Annotated in this window: 16 protein-coding genes; 4 read left to right on the top strand and 12 right to left on the bottom strand. The window is 63.7% G+C overall.

The window, feature by feature from the left end; genetic code table 11:
* Positions 1 to 88: 88 nt before the first annotated feature.
* Positions 89 to 1585 (bottom strand): CoA-acylating methylmalonate-semialdehyde dehydrogenase, encoded by a 1497-nt coding sequence (locus tag NDO48_RS00255; RefSeq protein WP_267320662.1) that lies wholly within the window; start codon positions 1583 to 1585, stop codon positions 89 to 91.
* Between the two features lie 220 nt (positions 1586 to 1805).
* On the opposite strand from NDO48_RS00255, the gene NDO48_RS00250 reads away from it, so the two are divergent.
* From NDO48_RS00250 to NDO48_RS00240, 3 genes are read left to right on the top strand one after another with little or no spacing between them, the layout of a single operon-like run.
* On the top strand, positions 1806 to 2687 hold the full coding sequence (locus NDO48_RS00250; RefSeq protein ID WP_018430079.1) for a LysR family transcriptional regulator: 882 nt from the start codon (positions 1806 to 1808) through the stop codon (positions 2685 to 2687).
* Positions 2688 to 2745: 58 nt separating this feature from the next.
* Positions 2746 to 3375 carry a sigma factor gene (locus NDO48_RS00245; protein ID WP_267320661.1) on the top strand — a complete coding sequence of 210 codons (630 nt, stop codon included), beginning with the start codon at positions 2746 to 2748 and terminating at the stop codon, positions 3373 to 3375.
* Between the two features lie 4 nt (positions 3376 to 3379).
* Positions 3380 to 3781: a VOC family protein gene (locus tag NDO48_RS00240; protein WP_267320660.1), complete on the top strand. Its 402-nt coding sequence runs from the start codon at positions 3380 to 3382 to the stop codon at positions 3779 to 3781.
* Positions 3782 to 3783: 2 nt separating this feature from the next.
* On the opposite strand, the gene NDO48_RS00235 is transcribed toward NDO48_RS00240, so the two are convergent.
* From NDO48_RS00235 to NDO48_RS00190, 10 genes are all read right to left on the bottom strand, one after another.
* A complete protein-coding gene (locus NDO48_RS00235) occupies positions 3784 to 5124 on the bottom strand; it encodes a D-amino acid dehydrogenase (protein ID WP_323848083.1) in 1341 nt (446 codons plus the stop codon).
* Between the two features lie 11 nt (positions 5125 to 5135).
* Positions 5136 to 5678, bottom strand: a complete 543-nt coding sequence (locus NDO48_RS00230) for a nucleoside-diphosphate kinase (protein ID WP_267320658.1) — start codon at positions 5676 to 5678, stop codon at positions 5136 to 5138.
* Positions 5679 to 5753: 75 nt separating this feature from the next.
* The gene (gene rnk, locus NDO48_RS00225; protein WP_040456356.1) at positions 5754 to 6182 is read right to left on the bottom strand and encodes a nucleoside diphosphate kinase regulator; all 429 of its coding nucleotides are present in this window, start codon (positions 6180 to 6182) and stop codon (positions 5754 to 5756) included.
* Positions 6183 to 6534: 352 nt separating this feature from the next.
* Entirely contained in the window at positions 6535 to 7053 is a 519-nt protein-coding gene (locus NDO48_RS00220) for an RNA pyrophosphohydrolase (protein ID WP_018430085.1), read from the bottom strand.
* A gap of 6 nt (positions 7054 to 7059) precedes the next feature.
* The gene (locus NDO48_RS00215) at positions 7060 to 8211 is read right to left on the bottom strand and encodes a divergent polysaccharide deacetylase family protein (protein WP_157632814.1); all 1152 of its coding nucleotides are present in this window, start codon (positions 8209 to 8211) and stop codon (positions 7060 to 7062) included.
* 129 nt (positions 8212 to 8340) lie between these two features.
* A complete protein-coding gene (locus tag NDO48_RS00210) occupies positions 8341 to 9669 on the bottom strand; it encodes a S41 family peptidase (protein WP_018430087.1) in 1329 nt (442 codons plus the stop codon).
* Positions 9670 to 10989 carry a murein hydrolase activator EnvC family protein gene (locus NDO48_RS00205; RefSeq protein WP_267320657.1) on the bottom strand — a complete coding sequence of 440 codons (1320 nt, stop codon included), beginning with the start codon at positions 10987 to 10989 and terminating at the stop codon, positions 9670 to 9672.
* Positions 10990 to 11144: 155 nt separating this feature from the next.
* On the bottom strand, positions 11145 to 11627 hold the full coding sequence (rlmH, locus tag NDO48_RS00200; RefSeq protein WP_018430089.1) for a 23S rRNA (pseudouridine(1915)-N(3))-methyltransferase RlmH: 483 nt from the start codon (positions 11625 to 11627) through the stop codon (positions 11145 to 11147).
* A 17-nt stretch (positions 11628 to 11644) separates the two neighbouring features.
* Complete coding sequence (gene rsfS, locus NDO48_RS00195; protein WP_018430090.1) at positions 11645 to 12022, bottom strand: ribosome silencing factor; 378 nt, start codon at positions 12020 to 12022, stop codon at positions 11645 to 11647.
* Positions 12023 to 12189: 167 nt separating this feature from the next.
* Entirely contained in the window at positions 12190 to 13440 is a 1251-nt protein-coding gene (locus NDO48_RS00190; protein ID WP_018430091.1) for an MFS transporter, read from the bottom strand.
* Positions 13441 to 13652: 212 nt separating this feature from the next.
* Here NDO48_RS00190 and NDO48_RS00185 point away from each other — a divergent pair, with 212 nt between their 5' ends.
* Positions 13653 to 14483, top strand: coding sequence for an AraC family transcriptional regulator (locus NDO48_RS00185; RefSeq protein ID WP_026227622.1), 831 nt, complete (start codon positions 13653 to 13655; stop codon positions 14481 to 14483).
* 51 nt (positions 14484 to 14534) lie between these two features.
* Here NDO48_RS00185 and NDO48_RS00180 read toward each other — a convergent pair whose 3' ends face one another.
* On the bottom strand, positions 14535 to 15131 hold the full coding sequence (locus tag NDO48_RS00180; protein WP_018430093.1) for a nicotinate-nucleotide adenylyltransferase: 597 nt from the start codon (positions 15129 to 15131) through the stop codon (positions 14535 to 14537).
* Positions 15132 to 15345: the final 214 nt, after the last annotated feature.

The raw sequence follows: 15345 nt of genomic DNA, 5'->3' as shown, positions 1-15345 counted from the left end.
TCGGGATGATGAACTCCGCACCTGACGCCCAGCCGCGCGCCCGCAGCCGCATCGCGGCGAGGACGCGCAAAACAAGGAGCCGTCGGGCTTAGTTCATCGTCGGGATGACAAACTCCGCACCGTCCTTGACGCCCGACGGCCAGCGCGAGGTAACCGTCTTGGTCTTGGTGTAGAAGCGGAACGCATCCGGGCCGTGCTGATTGAGGTCGCCGAACGACGAGGCCTTCCACCCGCCAAAGGTGTAGTAGGCGATCGGCACCGGGATCGGCACGTTGATGCCGACCATGCCGACCTGCACGCGCGAGGCGAAATCGCGGGCCGCATCGCCGTCACGGGTAAAGATGGCGACGCCGTTGCCCATCTCATGGTCGTTGGCGAGCTTGATGGCGTTCTCGTAGGTAGGTGCACGCACCACCGACAGGACCGGCCCGAAAATCTCTTCCTTGTAGATGCGCATGTCTGATGTGACGTTGTCGAACAGGCAGCCACCCATGTAGAAACCGTTTTCGTAACCCTGCATCTTGAAGCCGCGGCCATCGACGACGAGCTTGGCACCTTCCTTCACGCCGATGTCGACGTAACCCTTGATGCGCTCCAACGCCTCGCGGGTGACGACCGGGCCGAAGTCGGCCGACGAGTCAGTCGACGGGCCGACCTTCAGGCTCTCGACACGCGGGACCAGCTTTTCCATCAGCCGCTCGGCCGTGTCGTGACCGACAGGAACGGCAACCGAAATCGCCATGCAGCGTTCGCCGGCCGAACCGTAGCCGGCGCCGATCAACGCGTCGACGGTCTGATCCATGTCGGCATCCGGCATGATGATCATATGGTTCTTGGCGCCGCCGAAGCACTGCACGCGCTTACCGTTGGCGCAGCCGCGGCTGTAGATGTACTGGGCGATCGGGGTCGAGCCGACAAAGCCGACGGCCTTGATGTCGGGATCGTCGAGGATCGCGTCGACAACCGTCTTGTCGCCGTTCACGACGTTGAGGATGCCGGCCGGCAAGCCTGCTTCGAGGAACAGTTCGGCAATGCGCAGCGGCACGCCCGGGTCGCGCTCGGACGGCTTCAGGATGAAGGCATTGCCACAGGCAATCGCCGGCGCGATCTTCCAGAGCGGGATCATCGCCGGGAAGTTGAACGGGGTGATGCCGGCGACGACGCCGAGCGCCTGGCGCATCGAATAGACGTCAATGCCGGGGCCGGCGCCGTCGGTGAACTCGCCCTTCATCATGTGCGGGGCGCCGATGCAGACTTCGACAACCTCGAGGCCGCGCTGGATGTCGCCCCTGGCGTCGGCAATGGTCTTGCCGTGCTCGCGGGCCAGCAGTTCGGCCAGCGAGTCATATTCCTTGTTGACCAGTTCGAGGAAGCGCATCAGCACGCGCACGCGGCGCTGCGGGTTGGTCGCGGCCCAGGCCGGCTGTGCCGCCTTGGCGTTTTCGACGGCAGCGCGCAGTTCCTGCGCCGAGGCCAGTGCCACCGTGGCACGGACCGTACCATCCATCGGCTGCAGCACGTCCTGCTTGCGCCCGCTGGTTCCGGCGACATGCTTGCCGCCGATGAAATGACCGTAGTCGACCATTGCTTCTCTCCCAATTCTTTGTTGATGGCCCATTGTCCCGCTTAACGCGCGCCAATGCAACGTGACGACAAAAGCACCCGTTGTGCAAAAATCGTAGATCAAACTTGGATTGAATGTGATTTCATGCATAGTAGGCTGAACGGATGACGAAGCTCGACATGGCCAATCTGCCCGGACGCCACCTGCCCTCTATGCGCCCCCGCGCGGGGAGGCAAAAGCCATGAACTGGGACGACGTCCGCATCTTCCTCGCCGTTGCGCGCACCGGCCAGATCCTCGGCGCAGCACGGAGACTAGAGCTCAACCACGCAACTGTTTCGCGTCGCGTCGCAGCCCTCGAAGAGGCACTCAAGACAAAGCTGTTCAGGCGACTGACGACTGGCAGCGAGCTGACGCCGTCAGGCGAACGCTTCCTTGAAATCGCCGAGCGCATGGAAGCGGACATGTTGACTGCGCGCGCCGAGATTTCAGGCGAGGGTGACGAGGTCGCCGGAACTGTACGCATCGGTGCGCCTGACGGCTTCGGCGTCGCATTCCTGGCGCAGCGTCTCGGCGAACTGACGGCCCTGCATCCCGACCTCAAGATCCAGCTGGTGCCAGTGCCGCGCACATTCTCCCTGTCGCGCCGCGAGGCCGACATTGCTATCACCACCGAGCGGCCACGCGAGGGCCGGCTGGTTGCCGCCAAGCTGGTCGATTATTCGCTCGGGCTGTTCGCTTCGCGTGCCTATGTCGAGCAGAACGGGCTGCCCGATACGCGTGGCGACCTGTCAGCGCATCGGCTGATCGGCTATGTGCCCGACCTGGTCGTTAGCCCATCGCTCGACTACGCCACCGAATTCAGCCCCTTGTGGGAATCGGCCTTTTCGATCTCCTCGGCATTGGGTCAGGTCGAGGCGGTGCGCTCGGGCGCCGGCATCGGCATCCTGCATACCTTCATCGCCCGCACCATTGCCGACATCGTGCCGGTGACATCGGTGCCTTCGATCCGCCGCGCCTATTGGCTGGTCTATCACGAGTCGGTCCGTCCCCTCCGGCGCATCCAGACCGTGGCGAGCTTCATCACCAAGGCGGTCGAACGCGAGCGAACGCTGTTCACCTGACGGCTTCCGACAATCTCTCACATCCGCTAACGTGGTACGCCGATGTGAGGAGTTTGGCTTGCTATCGCGTCCCTATGCCGAACTGTTGCGTCATGCGAGGCGCGCCTCCAGACGTGCCGACGAGGCCGAAGACCTGCTGCAGACCGCACTCGTTGCTGCGGTGGAGGCCGGCAAGACCGACCTGTCGAAGCCCGAGAACCGCCGCTGGCTGGAAGGGGCAATACGGCATCGCGCCGCTTTCGACGCCCGGTCCGCAATACGGCGACGTCAGCGCGAGCAGCCTTTCGCGGTCACGGCCTGCGAGCCCGCTGACAGGCAGGCGCTGCCGCTACGCTTCGTCAACGCCCTCCCCGCAGGTCTCCGCACGACGGCATTGCTGGCGTTGACCGGCCACACACGCCAGGAGATCGCCTGGCTTCAGCGCCTTGCCGATGCCGCACTGCGCCAGCGCATCAGCGAGATCAGGCGACGCTGGCGCGCCTTCGACGGCGGCACGATCGAGGATCTGCCCGGACTTTCAGGCCCCCTCGCCTTCGGGCGCATCAGACGCTCACTGCTTGAAGCGGCCAGGCAGCAAGGGGCACTGCTCGCGAGCCACGATCCCGACGGGCATCTTTTCGTGATCGGCACCTCACAAAATCCGGGTGCGCGGCAACTAAGGCTACGTGCAACCAAAACCACGGAGTGACCAAATGTTTGGAAAGAGCAAGCTGGGCAACATCTGCTACTATGTCTCGGACATCGACAAGACCGAGGCTTTCTATCGTGTCGTCATGGGATTGGATGTCCAGCGCATGGAGGGCGACGGCGAGACAGGCGGCGACTGGCTCATCGCCAGCACCGTCAACGGTGTCGACCTGATCTTTTTCAAGATGGAATCGCGCCCCGGCAACTCGCCGATCATCGTCTTCGAGATCGCCGACGGCGGCATCGACGACGTGGTATCGTCTCTGGCCGGGCAAGGCGTGACCATCGTCACCCCGGTTAGCCACGCACCGGGAGGCTGGTCATCCGAGTTCGCCGACCCCGACGGCCACGTGATTTCGATGTACCAGTCGGCGGAAGCGCCGCGTTCGCTGAAGAATGTGGCCTGACCTCAAGCCCAGTAGCGCTGCGGCCCTAGGCCGTCAGCCTCGATCTCCGGCTGCCGGCCGGAGATCGTGTCGGCCAGGATTTTTGCCGAGCCGCAGGCCATGGTCCAGCCGAACATGCCGTGGCCGGTGTTGACGAACAGGTTCGGCAGCTTGGTCCTGCCGACAATGGGTGGGCCATCTGATGTCATCGGCCTGAGCCCGCACCAGAAACTGGCGTCGCGCAGATTGTCGACACCCGGAAAGAGCTCGCGCAGCGACCGTTCGAGCAAGTCACGACGCTCTTCGCGCAAGGTCACGTCGAAACCAGACATCTCGAGCGTGCCACCAATGCGGATACGGTCGCCGAGCCTCGTGATGGCAACCTTGTTCGTCTCGTCGATGACGGTCGACACTGGTGCTGCCTGCCCGTCGGCAACTGGAAGCGTCAGCGAATAACCCTTCAGCGGATAGACCGGCACGCGCTGGTGGAGCTTGCGCATGAAGCGCTCCGAATAGGGGCCCGCCGCAAGAACGAAAGCGTCACCCTCGGTCACGCCCTCCGATGTCACGATGCGATGAACCTTGCCTTTCCAATGCGGAAAGGCATGAACCCTTGTGTTGTATTTGAAAACCACGCCGCGGCTGGCGCACAATTCGGCCAACCGCTCGGTGAACAGCCGGCAATCTCCGGTCTCGTCGTCGGGCAGGCGCAACCCGCCTGAAATCATGTCGCGGGCAGCGGCCAGCCCCGGCTCGGCGTTGATGCAACCTGCGGCATCGAGGATTTCGTAGGGCACCTGGAACCGGTCGAGCACGGACGTATCGGCAGCGGCACGGTCGAGCTGTTCCTGGCTGCGGAAGAGCTGCAGCGTGCCATGGCTGCCTTCGTCGTAGCTGATGCCGGTCGCCTGCCGCAGCACCCTCAGCATGTCACGGCTATATTCGGCGAGCGGCATCATCAGCGCCTTGTTGGCCTGATAACGCTCGGCCGTGCAGTTGCGCAGAAGCTGCGCCAGCCAGCGCCAGAAAATGGGATCGAGGTTCGGCTTAAAGACGAACGGGCTGTCCTTGCGCAACATCCATTTGAGCGCCCTGAGCGGGGCGCCCGGTGCGGCCAGGGGCGAGGCATAGCCGGAAGAAATCTCCCCGGCATTGGCATAGCTCGTCTCCTGGGCCGGGCCTTTCTGGCGGTCGTAAACGACCACCTCATGCCCGGCTTCGGCGAGATAATAGGCGGTCGTGATCCCGATCACGCCGCCGCCGACAACCACAACCCTCATTTCGCCCCCAGGTACGCGGTCCTTAGAAAGCTCGCGCACAAGCTCAAATCCCTGCAACAGCCCAGCAAATGCGGGACACCGCAGATGGCGCTGCCTCAGGCAGCCGAAGGCCCGGGATCGTCGCCGCTGTCCGAGGTGTGCCGGATTTTTGGCCGAACGCCAAGTGGCCTCGGCTCGTCAGCGCTGAACACCAGCACCGGAAAGCGGCGTCGCGCCATCTCCGCAACGGGCTCGGCCTCAGTGATTCCCGGTCGCGACGCCTCGGGCTGATAGAGGATATCGTCGACGCGAATGACTTCCGTTGTACCACGGCCGCGGTCGACCGATATCGACTGGCCTTTGCGCAGGCCGAGCAGCGCAAGGCCGCGCGGCACCGTGATCGGGATGGTGAGCCCGACCATGCTGTCCATCGGGCCCTGCGTGACAACCCGGGTGTGGGCCGAGCCGCCGTCGACCGAGAAGACCACACGGCTGTTCAGCGTCACCACATCGGGATCGGCTTCGTTCGAAAACACCACCTGCGCCGAAGCAAGCTTGCAGCGCAAAAGTTCGACGAGCGGACCACCCGACCAGGCCAGGCGGTCAAGCATCGTCTTGACTATGGCGAAGTCCTTGGTCGTCAGCTGACATTTGGTCATGGCAAAACTCCACGGGCGCGGGCCTTTGCCCGGCGCCGGCACGGTCGACATCTGGCTTGATGAACTAACTTTGCTTCAGTTGGCGCCTTCGAGCGGCGCCTCGACGGCGACGATCTCGAATTCGAGACGGCGGCCGTCACGCGAGGTCCAGGCAACAGACTGGCCTTCGCGCAGGCCGATCAGGGCAGCGCCAACAGGCGTCAGGATAGACACCTTGCCCTCGGCGATGTCGGCCTTGCCGGGATAGACCAGCGTCACCGTCTTGACCTCACCGTCGCCGCTGCGGAATGTAACCTTCGAGCCCATGCGGATAACCGTGGCAGGCATGCGGCTCAGCGGCGCAACCTTGGCGCGGTCCATCTCGGACAGCAGTTCCTCGGCAATCTCGGGCATCCTGTCTAGGCTGGACTCGGCGAGGCCGGTCAGCCTGGCGTAGTCGTTTTCGCTCACCACGATGTTGTGCTCGCGGCGCTGCTTGATGTTCTGGCGCAATGCAGACCCCATGAAATTCGTCCGGCCAGCGCTCCCCGCGGGATGCGCGCCACCGGTCATCCGCCAAGGCGGATGCGTGCTTGTATTAAGCCGAACCGCAAAGCGGCCCGGTGCTCATGATCTTATGCGTTGGAGAATGGGCCCCAGGGGCTCGGCAGTCGCATGGCGACCGAGCCGGGGCTAGGATCCCGCGATGGGGCAGACCCGAAACAGGGCAAAGCTGCCGATGTGAGCGAAATTGCACATCGCCAGAGGGTTGCCGACGCGGCGCTGCTTGTCAAGGGCGGCGCTTGGTCGCCACCCCAGGCAGGAGAAATTGTGATTTTCTGTCAGGCAGTTACGCAAATGGAGAGCGCGCCAGCCATCAAGGCGCGAGATGCAGGAAGGCCGAGACGACCTCCTCATACACCGAGCGCTTGAACGGCACGATCAGCTCCGGCAGCTCGCTCATCGGCTTCCAGGCCCAGCGATCGAACTCGGCCGAATGACCGCCGGGAGGCGGGTCGATGGCGATCTCGTTCTCGTCGCCGTCGAAGCGGAAGGCGAACCATTTTTGCGTCTGACCGCGATACTTGCCCTTGAGCGCGACGCCGATGAGATGCTCCGGCAAATCGTAGTTGATCCATTGAGGCGCCTCCGCCAGCAGCGATACGCTGCGCATGCCGGTCTCTTCGTAGAGCTCGCGCATGGCCGCCGGATAGGGCTCCTCGCCCTTGTCGATGCCGCCCTGCGGCATCTGCCAGAGCTTGTCGGTGTTGGACAGCTCGCTGTCAGGTTCGGCAATGCGGCGGCCGGCCCAGACCAGTCCTTTCGCGTTCAGCACCATGATGCCGACGCAGGGGCGGTAGGGCAGATCCTCTGCTGCGATCTTCTTTTTCGACATCGACCGTTATCCTCTTTCGGGGTCGCTCGCGACGGCCGAGATCGGCACGATCTCGATGCCGCGCTTGCGCGCTTCGCTTGCCCATGCTGCCACCGCATCGACGGTCACGTCGAAGGCATTGCCGGTGCCGATGGCAAATCCCTTGGCGCGCGCAGTGCGTTCCAGTTCGTCCAGCTTGTCGAGAATGGCGCCGCGATCCTGCACGGCGTCGATCGCCGCGTCGGCCGCAGCAAAGGGCACACCGTTCTTCAGCGCCAGTTCCGGCGCCACGCTTCGGGCCGAGGAACCGTCATCGACATAGCCGAGGCCGCGCTTGCCGAGTTCCGTCATGAGTACGCCCATCGCCTCCGGATCGGCCGAGAAGCGCGCACCCATGTAGTTCATCACGGCAGTGTAGTTGGTCGTCCGCGACAGCACCCAGCGCAACCTGTCGAGGTTCTTGTCGCCGGCGTCGATGGTCAGCGTGTTGCGGCCGGGGTTGACGTTCGGAAAATCGAACGGCTCGAGCGGCACCTGCATGACGATTTCGTGGCCCTCGCGCCGCGCCGCCTGCATCCAGCGGCCAAGGCTGTTGCCCTGCGGCGCAAAGCCGAGTGTGATTTCGGGCGGCAGCTTTGCGATCGCCGCCTGCGTACCGGTCTGCGAGATGCCGAGGCCGCCGATAACAACCGCCACGCGCGCGCCACGCGCACCCGACCAGGCGCGGGCATAGACGTCGAACGGCCGGCGCCCGTCGGCGGAACGGGCAGGCAGCGGTCCATCGGCGCTGTCTTCGATCAAAGCCGTCTCGGGAAGATGGGCGATACGCTCGTTCTGGCCAACTGCCGAGGGGTCGCGGATCACCACCACGCCGCTGCCATCGGTCGGCGGATTGACGCGGATGATCGACGGACCGCCATTTTGAGTCGTCGCAGGTTTAGGCTTGGGCGCAGCTTGAACCGGCGCTTCGGCCACCACTTCGGGTTTGGTGACGACAGGCACTTCCGGCACGCGAAACGGCTTGTCACGCAAGGCAATCGCCGCAGAGCCGCCAACCACTGCGAGCACGCAAAGGCCTGCCAGCACCGCCCTCTTGCTCAGCCATGACGGCTTGCCGCCGCCTTTGCGGCGAGGCGGCTGCCCGAGCGGGCGGTCGATTTCCTTGTCGATCTGCACCAAGCCGTGCCCTGCTCTTGTGCGTCCTGCAGGACGCACCGCGCTCCACGCCAATCCCCGAATCAAACTGCCGGAACCTTGCGGTCCCGGCAGCATTGCATTGCCTTGTCCTTGAGACCAGCGTTGCCGGCCTTACTGGTTGTTCATCACCGCCTTGTCAGGATTCGGCGGGAACGCCGGATCGGTCTTGGTGCCGCGGAGCAGTTCCAGCGCATACTGCAACTGGATATCGTCCTTCGGCTCCGGCGGCACGTAGGCCGACGAACCCGACCCCTGGTCGTTCTCTTCCGCGCCCTTGATGTGGCCCTTGAGCTCGGACTCGCCCCGGGTGACATCGCGCCCCTGGAGATCGGCAGGCAGCGGCTGGTCGACCTTGATGTCGGGTGTGATGCCCTTGCCCTGGATCGACTTGCCCGACGGCGTGTAATAGAGCGCCGTCGTCAGCCGCAGCGCGCCGTTCTCGGCCAGCGGGATGATCGTCTGCACCGAGCCCTTGCCGAAGGACTGCGTGCCCACCACCGTCGCACGGCGGTGATCCTGCAGCGCACCGGCCACGATTTCCGACGCGCTCGCCGAACCGCCGTTGATCAGCACGATCAGCGGATCGCCGTCGATCTCGTCGCCCGGACGGGCGTCGAAGCGGGTGATGTCCTTGGGGTCGCGGCCACGGGTCGACACGACCTCGCCGCGATCCAGGAACGTGTCGGACACGCTCACTGCCTGGTCGAGCAGACCACCCGGATTGAGACGCAGGTCGAGTACGAAGCCCTTGAGCTTGTCCTTGGGGATCTGCTTCTTGATCTGCAGGATCGCGTCATGCAGGTCGTCATAGGTCTTCTCGGTGAACGAGGTGATCTTCATGTAGCCGACGTCGTTTTCGACCCGGTACTTCACCGCCTTGACCTTGATGACGTCGCGCGTGATGGTCAGATCGATCGGCTTGTCGGCGCCTTTGCGCAGAATGGTCAGCTTGATCGGCGTATTGACCAGGCCGCGCATCTTCTCGACCGCGTCGTTCAACGTCATGCCGCGAACTTCGTCGCCATCGATCTTGGAGATGTAATCGCCGGCCAGAACGCCGGCCTTGGCAGCGGGCGTGTCGTCGATCGGGGTGATGACCTTGACCAGTTCGTTCTCCATCGTCACCTCGATGCCGAGGCCGCCGAACTCGCCCTTGGTCTGGACGCGCATGTCCTTGGCGGCTTCCGCGTTGAGATAGGACGAGTGCGGATCGAGCGAGGTCAGCATGCCGTTGATGGCATTCTCGATCAGCGACTTCTCATCCGGCGGGGTCACATACTGGCCGCGCACACGCTCGAAGATGTCTCCGAAAATGGCCAGCTGGCGATAGGTTTCCGAACCTGCCGCATTCGCCGCCGAACCCGGTGCGCCATACACAAGGCTCATTGCGGAGGCGCCCATCAGCGCCCCGGCAAGCAGAAGCGACAGTTTACGCATCATTTATGTCCTTCCAGAGGTGCGGTCCGCCCACCACGGGGCCGGATCGACGGGTTTTCCATCCTTGCGGAACTCTACATAAAGTTCCGGCGTCGAATTTGCATTTTCCGAAGCCGTGGTGCTCGCCACCCTGGCCTCTCCCATCGCACCGATCGGCTCCCCTGCAAGCACGGACTGCCCCGGCGCGACGCTGATTCTACTCATCCCCGCCAAGACGACATGATAGCCGTCGCCTGCGTTGAGGATCAAGAGTTGACCATAGGAGCGGAAAGGCCCCGCATAAAGAACACTTCCATCCGCCGGAGCGGTGACGATGGCTCCCGATTGTGTCGCAACCATGTCCCCGAGCATGGTGCCGCCATTGCCATCGGCGGTGCCGTACTGGCGCTTGATACGGCCGGCCACCGGCAGCGCGACCTGCCCCTGGAGCAGCGAAAACGGAGCGGAAGCAATGAGTTGGTTGGCTTCTGGAACCGCTGCGACGACCGGCTCGTCGGCCTGCTTGGCTGCGGCTTCCGCAGCCTTTCGGGCGGCCTGTTCGTCCGCTACTTTCTTCGCCGCCTGCCTGTCGAGCGAGGCGATCAAATCTTTGAGACTTTCGGCGCGCGCCGCAAGTTCGGCCGCCCGCTTGGTTTCGTCGGCAAGCGCTGTCTCGGATTCCGTGCGCAGCCTGTCCTTGGCAGCGAGCAGAAGGTTCAGCCGTTCCTTCTCCGTGGCTTGCTCGGTAACGGCCGCCTTCAGCCGGTCGCGCTCGGTCTCGATGGAGGTGACAACCCGCGTCAGTTCCTTGAGATCGGTCATCAGGATCTCGGTTTCCGAACGCAGTTCCGGCACCACCGCCCCGAGCAGGATGGCACTGCGCACCGATGACAACGCGTCCTCGGGCTTGACCAGGATCGCCGGCGGCGGATTGAGCCCCATGCGCTGGAGCGCGCCCAGCACCTCCGCCAAGACGCCTCGGCGCATGGCGAGAGAACTGCGGATGCCTGATTCCTGTTCCTTCAGCCCTTCGAGCTTGCCGGCGATGTCCTCGATGTCCTGGGCGAGCTTGCGCTCGGTCTTGGCCGACTGGATCAGCGCCGCAGTGATCGAGGCATGATCCTTCTTCACTTGGGCGATGTCAGCGGCGAGGCGCTCACGGCGCTCGGCCGAAACCTGGATATCGCGGGCGACGGTCTCGTATTCGGATTGTGTCAGTTCCGGATCGGGCGTCGGCTGCGTTTCCTGGGCCAGCGCGCCCCCGCAGGCAAGCGCAAGCAGACCCGCCGCGGCTATGCCGCGGCATGGCCAAAGCCACGCCTTCAGGGGGGAGATGTGCGCCATCAGATGATCCGGTTGTGCATCGGCGACCTTAGCGGCGGCATCGTTAACGAACCATCAACCATAGTGCCGTCGCGAGGGCCGCCCGGATCGTCGGTGCTGCGCCTTTTTGTCGAATTTCGGGCCGCGCGGCCCTTCCGCTGCGGCAGCGCCCGATGTCATGCCCGATGGTAGGGATGCCCCGAAAGGATCGTCGAAGCGCGATAGAGCTGCTCGCCCAGCATGATGCGGACCATCTGGTGCGGCCAGGTGGCGGCACCGAAAGAGATCAGCAGCTGAGCCTCGTTGCGCAGTGCCTCGTCATGGCCGTCAGGACCGCCGATGGCGATCATCAGCCCACGCTGGCCACCATCGCGCATTGCGGCGACCTTGTCGGAAAACTGTTGGGAGGAAAGGTTCTTGCCGCGTTCGTCGAGCAGGATGAGCGCCGTGCCGGGCGCGAGCTGCGCCCTCAGCCTGTCCCCTTCCTCGCGCCGCCGCTCATCGACATCGCGGGCGCGACTTTCGGCAATCTCGGTAACGCCGCCGAAGTCCAGCCCCAACGGCCCTCCGCTCTTGGCGAAACGGTCGAGATAGCGGTCGGCAAGTTCCTTCTCGGGGCCGGATTTCATCCGGCCCACGGCATGTATCCAGACCTTCATCCTCTAGGTCGAACGGTTCAGTGAACCGTTTCTTCCTCGAGATCCGGTGTCTGCCACATCTTCTCGATGTTGTAGAACTCGCGGATTTCGGGGCGGAAGACGTGGACGATGATATCGCCTGAATCGATCAGCACCCAGTCGGCGCCCGACAGCCCCTCGACGCGGGCATTGCCGAGACCGGCATCCTTCAGCGCCTTGAGGAGATGATCGGCAACCGCTGCGACATGACGATGCGAACGACCCGAGGCGATGACCATGTGGTCGCCCAGGCTCGATTTGCCCCTGATGTCGATGGAGACGATTTCTTCGGCCTTGGAGTCTTCCAGACTGGCAAGGACCGTCTTGAGGGCGCGGGCAACGGCGTCGAATTCGCCTATCCCGGCCGGCGAAGGCATGACTTCCGCCTTCTTCCGTAGTGCTGTTCTCAGTGTCTTTCCTTTCCGACAAGAACAACCAAATCACCCAGGACTCGGGTGACATCATTTAGATAGGCAGAGTTGGGCGACAGTTTCAAGACAAGGCCCGCCAAACACCTGCCAATGGCGGCTTATTGCTGCGCCGGCTAGGGTTCGATCGACGGCGGAACCTGTGCCGCCCTCGGCGAGAATGCCCCGGTCTCATCAGCCGGAACAGCCCGAACCCTGCGCAACCGCCAGAGTACGAACAGCGTGTAGGCGGCGGCAATGACGATTGCAACATACATGAAGGCCTGGGTGCCGTAGATGGCCGTCAGTATGGTGCCGAGTCCGGGAACGATGAAGCCGGACAGCGACCAGGCAAACAGCATGCTGCTCGACAAGGCGACGAGATCGTCCTTGTGAGCGCGGTCGCTGGCATGCGCGCTCGACAGCGAATAGATCGACTCGCTTGCCCCGCTCCACACGACATAGATCGCAACCATGATCGGCAGCGCACTGCCGTCGAACCGGCCGGCAGCAAGGCCGGCAACGACCACGAGTAACCCTGCCGCCACAAGCACATATCGCCGGTCGGTACGATCGGAAATCCAGCCAAACGGAATCTGGAACAGAAGCGTGCCGAGCGGCATTGCAAACAAGAGCGTTGCAACCTGCTGCTGGGTGAAGCCGCTAGCCGTCGCATGGATCGGGGCAAAGCCGGCGATCATCATCGACAGGCCGCCGACGGCGAGCATGCCGGCGACGCCGACAGGCGAGATGCGCCACGCACGCACCAACGCCACCGACGCGGCCAGCGGCGGCAACGGCTGGCGCAGGCGGGTCAGGCCTACGGGCAGGATGGAGATGGCGGCGAAGGCGACGCAGAGCAGTGGGGCCTGCGCAGTTGCGATGTCGACGAAACGGAGGAGAAACGACCCGACGCCGAGGCCGACGACATAGGCGACGTAGAAGATCGCCATGACCCGGCCGCGGATGTCGTTGCCCACCGCATCGTTGAGCCAGCTTTGGGAAACGATGAACAGACCGCAGATGGCGAAGCCATAGAGCACACGCGCCGCGATCCAGATGAGCGGGAAGGTGCCGGCCGCAACCGCGACGTTCGAGAGCACGATGAGGGCGGAAAACACCATGTAGGCGCGCGCATGGCCGACCCGGCGGACCAGCATTCCGGTGAGCAGACAGCCGGCTAGTCCGCCGGCCGAAAGGCCGGTCAGCATCGTGCCCGCCCAGGCCGGCGCATAGCCGGACGCACCGAGGCTGACGGGGATGTAACCAAACATCAGGCCGTTGCCGACGGCGACCAGCGCCATGGCCAGGATCACGCCGGCGACGGCGATCGCCGGCGTTCGCTCGCCCTCGTCGCCTGCTGCTGCCGCATCGTCTCGCTTGTTCATGCGCCAGTGTCGCCAGATCGGAGCTTTTCCACGGCTGCAATTGCGACATGTACCGTGCTGGATTGCCAAATTGCCCGCGCTGGCTCAAACGCGCGGCCGATGCATTTCCGGGCATGGCTTTTCGTGCGAAACACCGCCCCGGCAGCAAGCGCGATCAAATGGGCCGTCCCGCAAGCAGGCATATCGGGAGCGTCCTCATGCCGGAAACAACGATGACCCCTGTTCAGAAAGCCATCTGGTACATCGAGAGCCACTACTTCAAGGACATAGGGCTCGACGACATCGCCACGGCTGGCGGGGTCTCGCGTTTCCACATGTCACGCGCCTTCGCCGCCGCCACCGGCCATTCGGTCATGGGCTATATCAGGGCCCGTCGCCTGATGGATGCGGCGCACGCGCTGGCCAAAGGCGCACCTGACATCCTCGCTGTCGCCATCGACTCCGGCTACGGCTCGCATGAGGCATTCACCAGGGCCTTTCGCGACCGCTTCGGGCAGACCCCCGAGGAGGTGCGTGCCAATGGCTCCGTTTCACAGACCCGATGCCTGGAGCTTCTCAAGATGGACGACACCTTCGTCGAAAACCTGGCCCCGCCGCGCTTTGTCGATGGCGGCCCCTTGCTCATCGCCGGCTTCGGCGATCGCTACACAAGCGAGACCAGTCTCGCGATTCCATCGCTCTGGCAGCGCTTCGGCCCTCATTTCGGCAGCGTGCCGGGCCAGAAGAACTGTTTCGGATATGGTGTTTGCTGCAATTTCGACGACGACAGTTTCGAATACATCGCGGGCGTCGAGGTTGAGAGTTTTGCGGATCTGACGCCAGAATTCACGCGTCTTCGCATACCGCCACAGCGCTATGCCGTATTCGCCACCACCGACCATATTTCGATGATCCGGCGCATCATCCACACGGTGTGGTGCAAGTGGCTGCCGGCTTCCGGGCACGAAGCCGCCGACGGCCCCAATTTTGAATTCTATCCGGAGAGCTTTGACGCGGCGACAGGCTATGGCGGCTACGAAATCTGGATCCCGATCAAGAGCTAAGTCAGTCCGGGAAAAGTGCATCGCACCATCCGCCTGGAGTTGCATGAACCTCTAGGACTTGTCCTTGGCGGTCCCGTTCCTGAGCGCCGTGGACGACAGCAGGGAACGCGGCCCGTGGATGAAGGTCCAGGCAGGGGCCTTCATCCGCGCCAGCAACGGCGCATCGCCCTCATCCACCCGCGCATAGTCGAAGGTCTTGGCAACCACCGACGACAGGAACGACAGCGTCGCCCCCGGCCGGTCGATGACGGCAATCGGGAAGGTCATGACGATCTGCCGCCAGCGCTGCCAGCGATGGAAATCGCGGAGATTGTCTGCCCCCATGATCCAGACGAAATCGACACCCGGATTGCGCGCCTTGATCAGCGCCAGCGTGTCGGCGGTGTAGCGCACATTATAACTCGCCTCGAAAGCGGTCACCTTGATGCGCGGGTCCTTGGCAACCGCCTCGGACAGCTCGATGCGCCTGGCCAGAGGCGCCAGCTCGCGCGTGCTCTTCAACGGATTGCCTGGCGTGACCATCCACCACAGCTGGTCGAGCTGCAGGCGGCGCATGGCGATCTCGGCAACGAGCCCATGGCCAGCGTGAGGCGGATTGAACGACCCGCCGAACAGCCCGACCTGCATGCCTTTCATGGCATGCGGCATACGGAGGTATTTTTGGGAAATTGGCGAATCCAGTGGGGAGAGCATGGTGCTAGGCGCCCCCCTCTGCCGGCAGCGTGGCTGTTACCTCAGCAACATCCACGCCAAAGTTTGGCGAAAGCAGGTATGTCAACAAATCTCCTCCCTTGAGGGGGAGATGCCCGGCAGGGCAGAGGGGGGTGATTGCGCGCAAAGCCGTCACACCAGCCCGATATGC

This window comes from Aminobacter sp. MET-1 (assembly GCF_026521175.1).
Lineage (GTDB): Bacteria > Pseudomonadota > Alphaproteobacteria > Rhizobiales > Rhizobiaceae > Aminobacter.
This window is presented reverse-complemented; position numbering and strand designations above follow the sequence as displayed.

Excerpts from the sequence above, each read along its gene's own strand:
- NDO48_RS00255 (WP_267320662.1), bottom strand. The coding sequence starts at position 1,585 with ATGGTCGACTACGGTCATTTCATCGGCGGCAAGCATGTCGCCGGAACC.
- NDO48_RS00250 (WP_018430079.1), top strand. The coding sequence starts at position 1,806 with ATGAACTGGGACGACGTCCGCATCTTCCTCGCCGTTGCGCGCACCGGC.
- NDO48_RS00240 (WP_267320660.1), top strand. The coding sequence starts at position 3,380 with ATGTTTGGAAAGAGCAAGCTGGGCAACATCTGCTACTATGTCTCGGAC.
- NDO48_RS00230 (WP_267320658.1), bottom strand. The coding sequence starts at position 5,678 with ATGACCAAATGTCAGCTGACGACCAAGGACTTCGCCATAGTCAAGACG.
- rnk (WP_040456356.1), bottom strand. The coding sequence starts at position 6,182 with ATGGGGTCTGCATTGCGCCAGAACATCAAGCAGCGCCGCGAGCACAAC.
- NDO48_RS00220 (WP_018430085.1), bottom strand. The coding sequence starts at position 7,053 with ATGTCGAAAAAGAAGATCGCAGCAGAGGATCTGCCCTACCGCCCCTGC.
- NDO48_RS00210 (WP_018430087.1), bottom strand. The coding sequence starts at position 9,669 with ATGATGCGTAAACTGTCGCTTCTGCTTGCCGGGGCGCTGATGGGCGCC.
- NDO48_RS00205 (WP_267320657.1), bottom strand. The coding sequence starts at position 10,989 with ATGGCGCACATCTCCCCCCTGAAGGCGTGGCTTTGGCCATGCCGCGGC.
- rlmH (WP_018430089.1), bottom strand. The coding sequence starts at position 11,627 with ATGAAGGTCTGGATACATGCCGTGGGCCGGATGAAATCCGGCCCCGAG.
- rsfS (WP_018430090.1), bottom strand. The coding sequence starts at position 12,022 with ATGCCTTCGCCGGCCGGGATAGGCGAATTCGACGCCGTTGCCCGCGCC.
- NDO48_RS00190 (WP_018430091.1), bottom strand. The coding sequence starts at position 13,440 with ATGAACAAGCGAGACGATGCGGCAGCAGCAGGCGACGAGGGCGAGCGA.
- NDO48_RS00185 (WP_026227622.1), top strand. The coding sequence starts at position 13,653 with ATGACCCCTGTTCAGAAAGCCATCTGGTACATCGAGAGCCACTACTTC.
- NDO48_RS00180 (WP_018430093.1), bottom strand. The coding sequence starts at position 15,131 with ATGCCGCATGCCATGAAAGGCATGCAGGTCGGGCTGTTCGGCGGGTCG.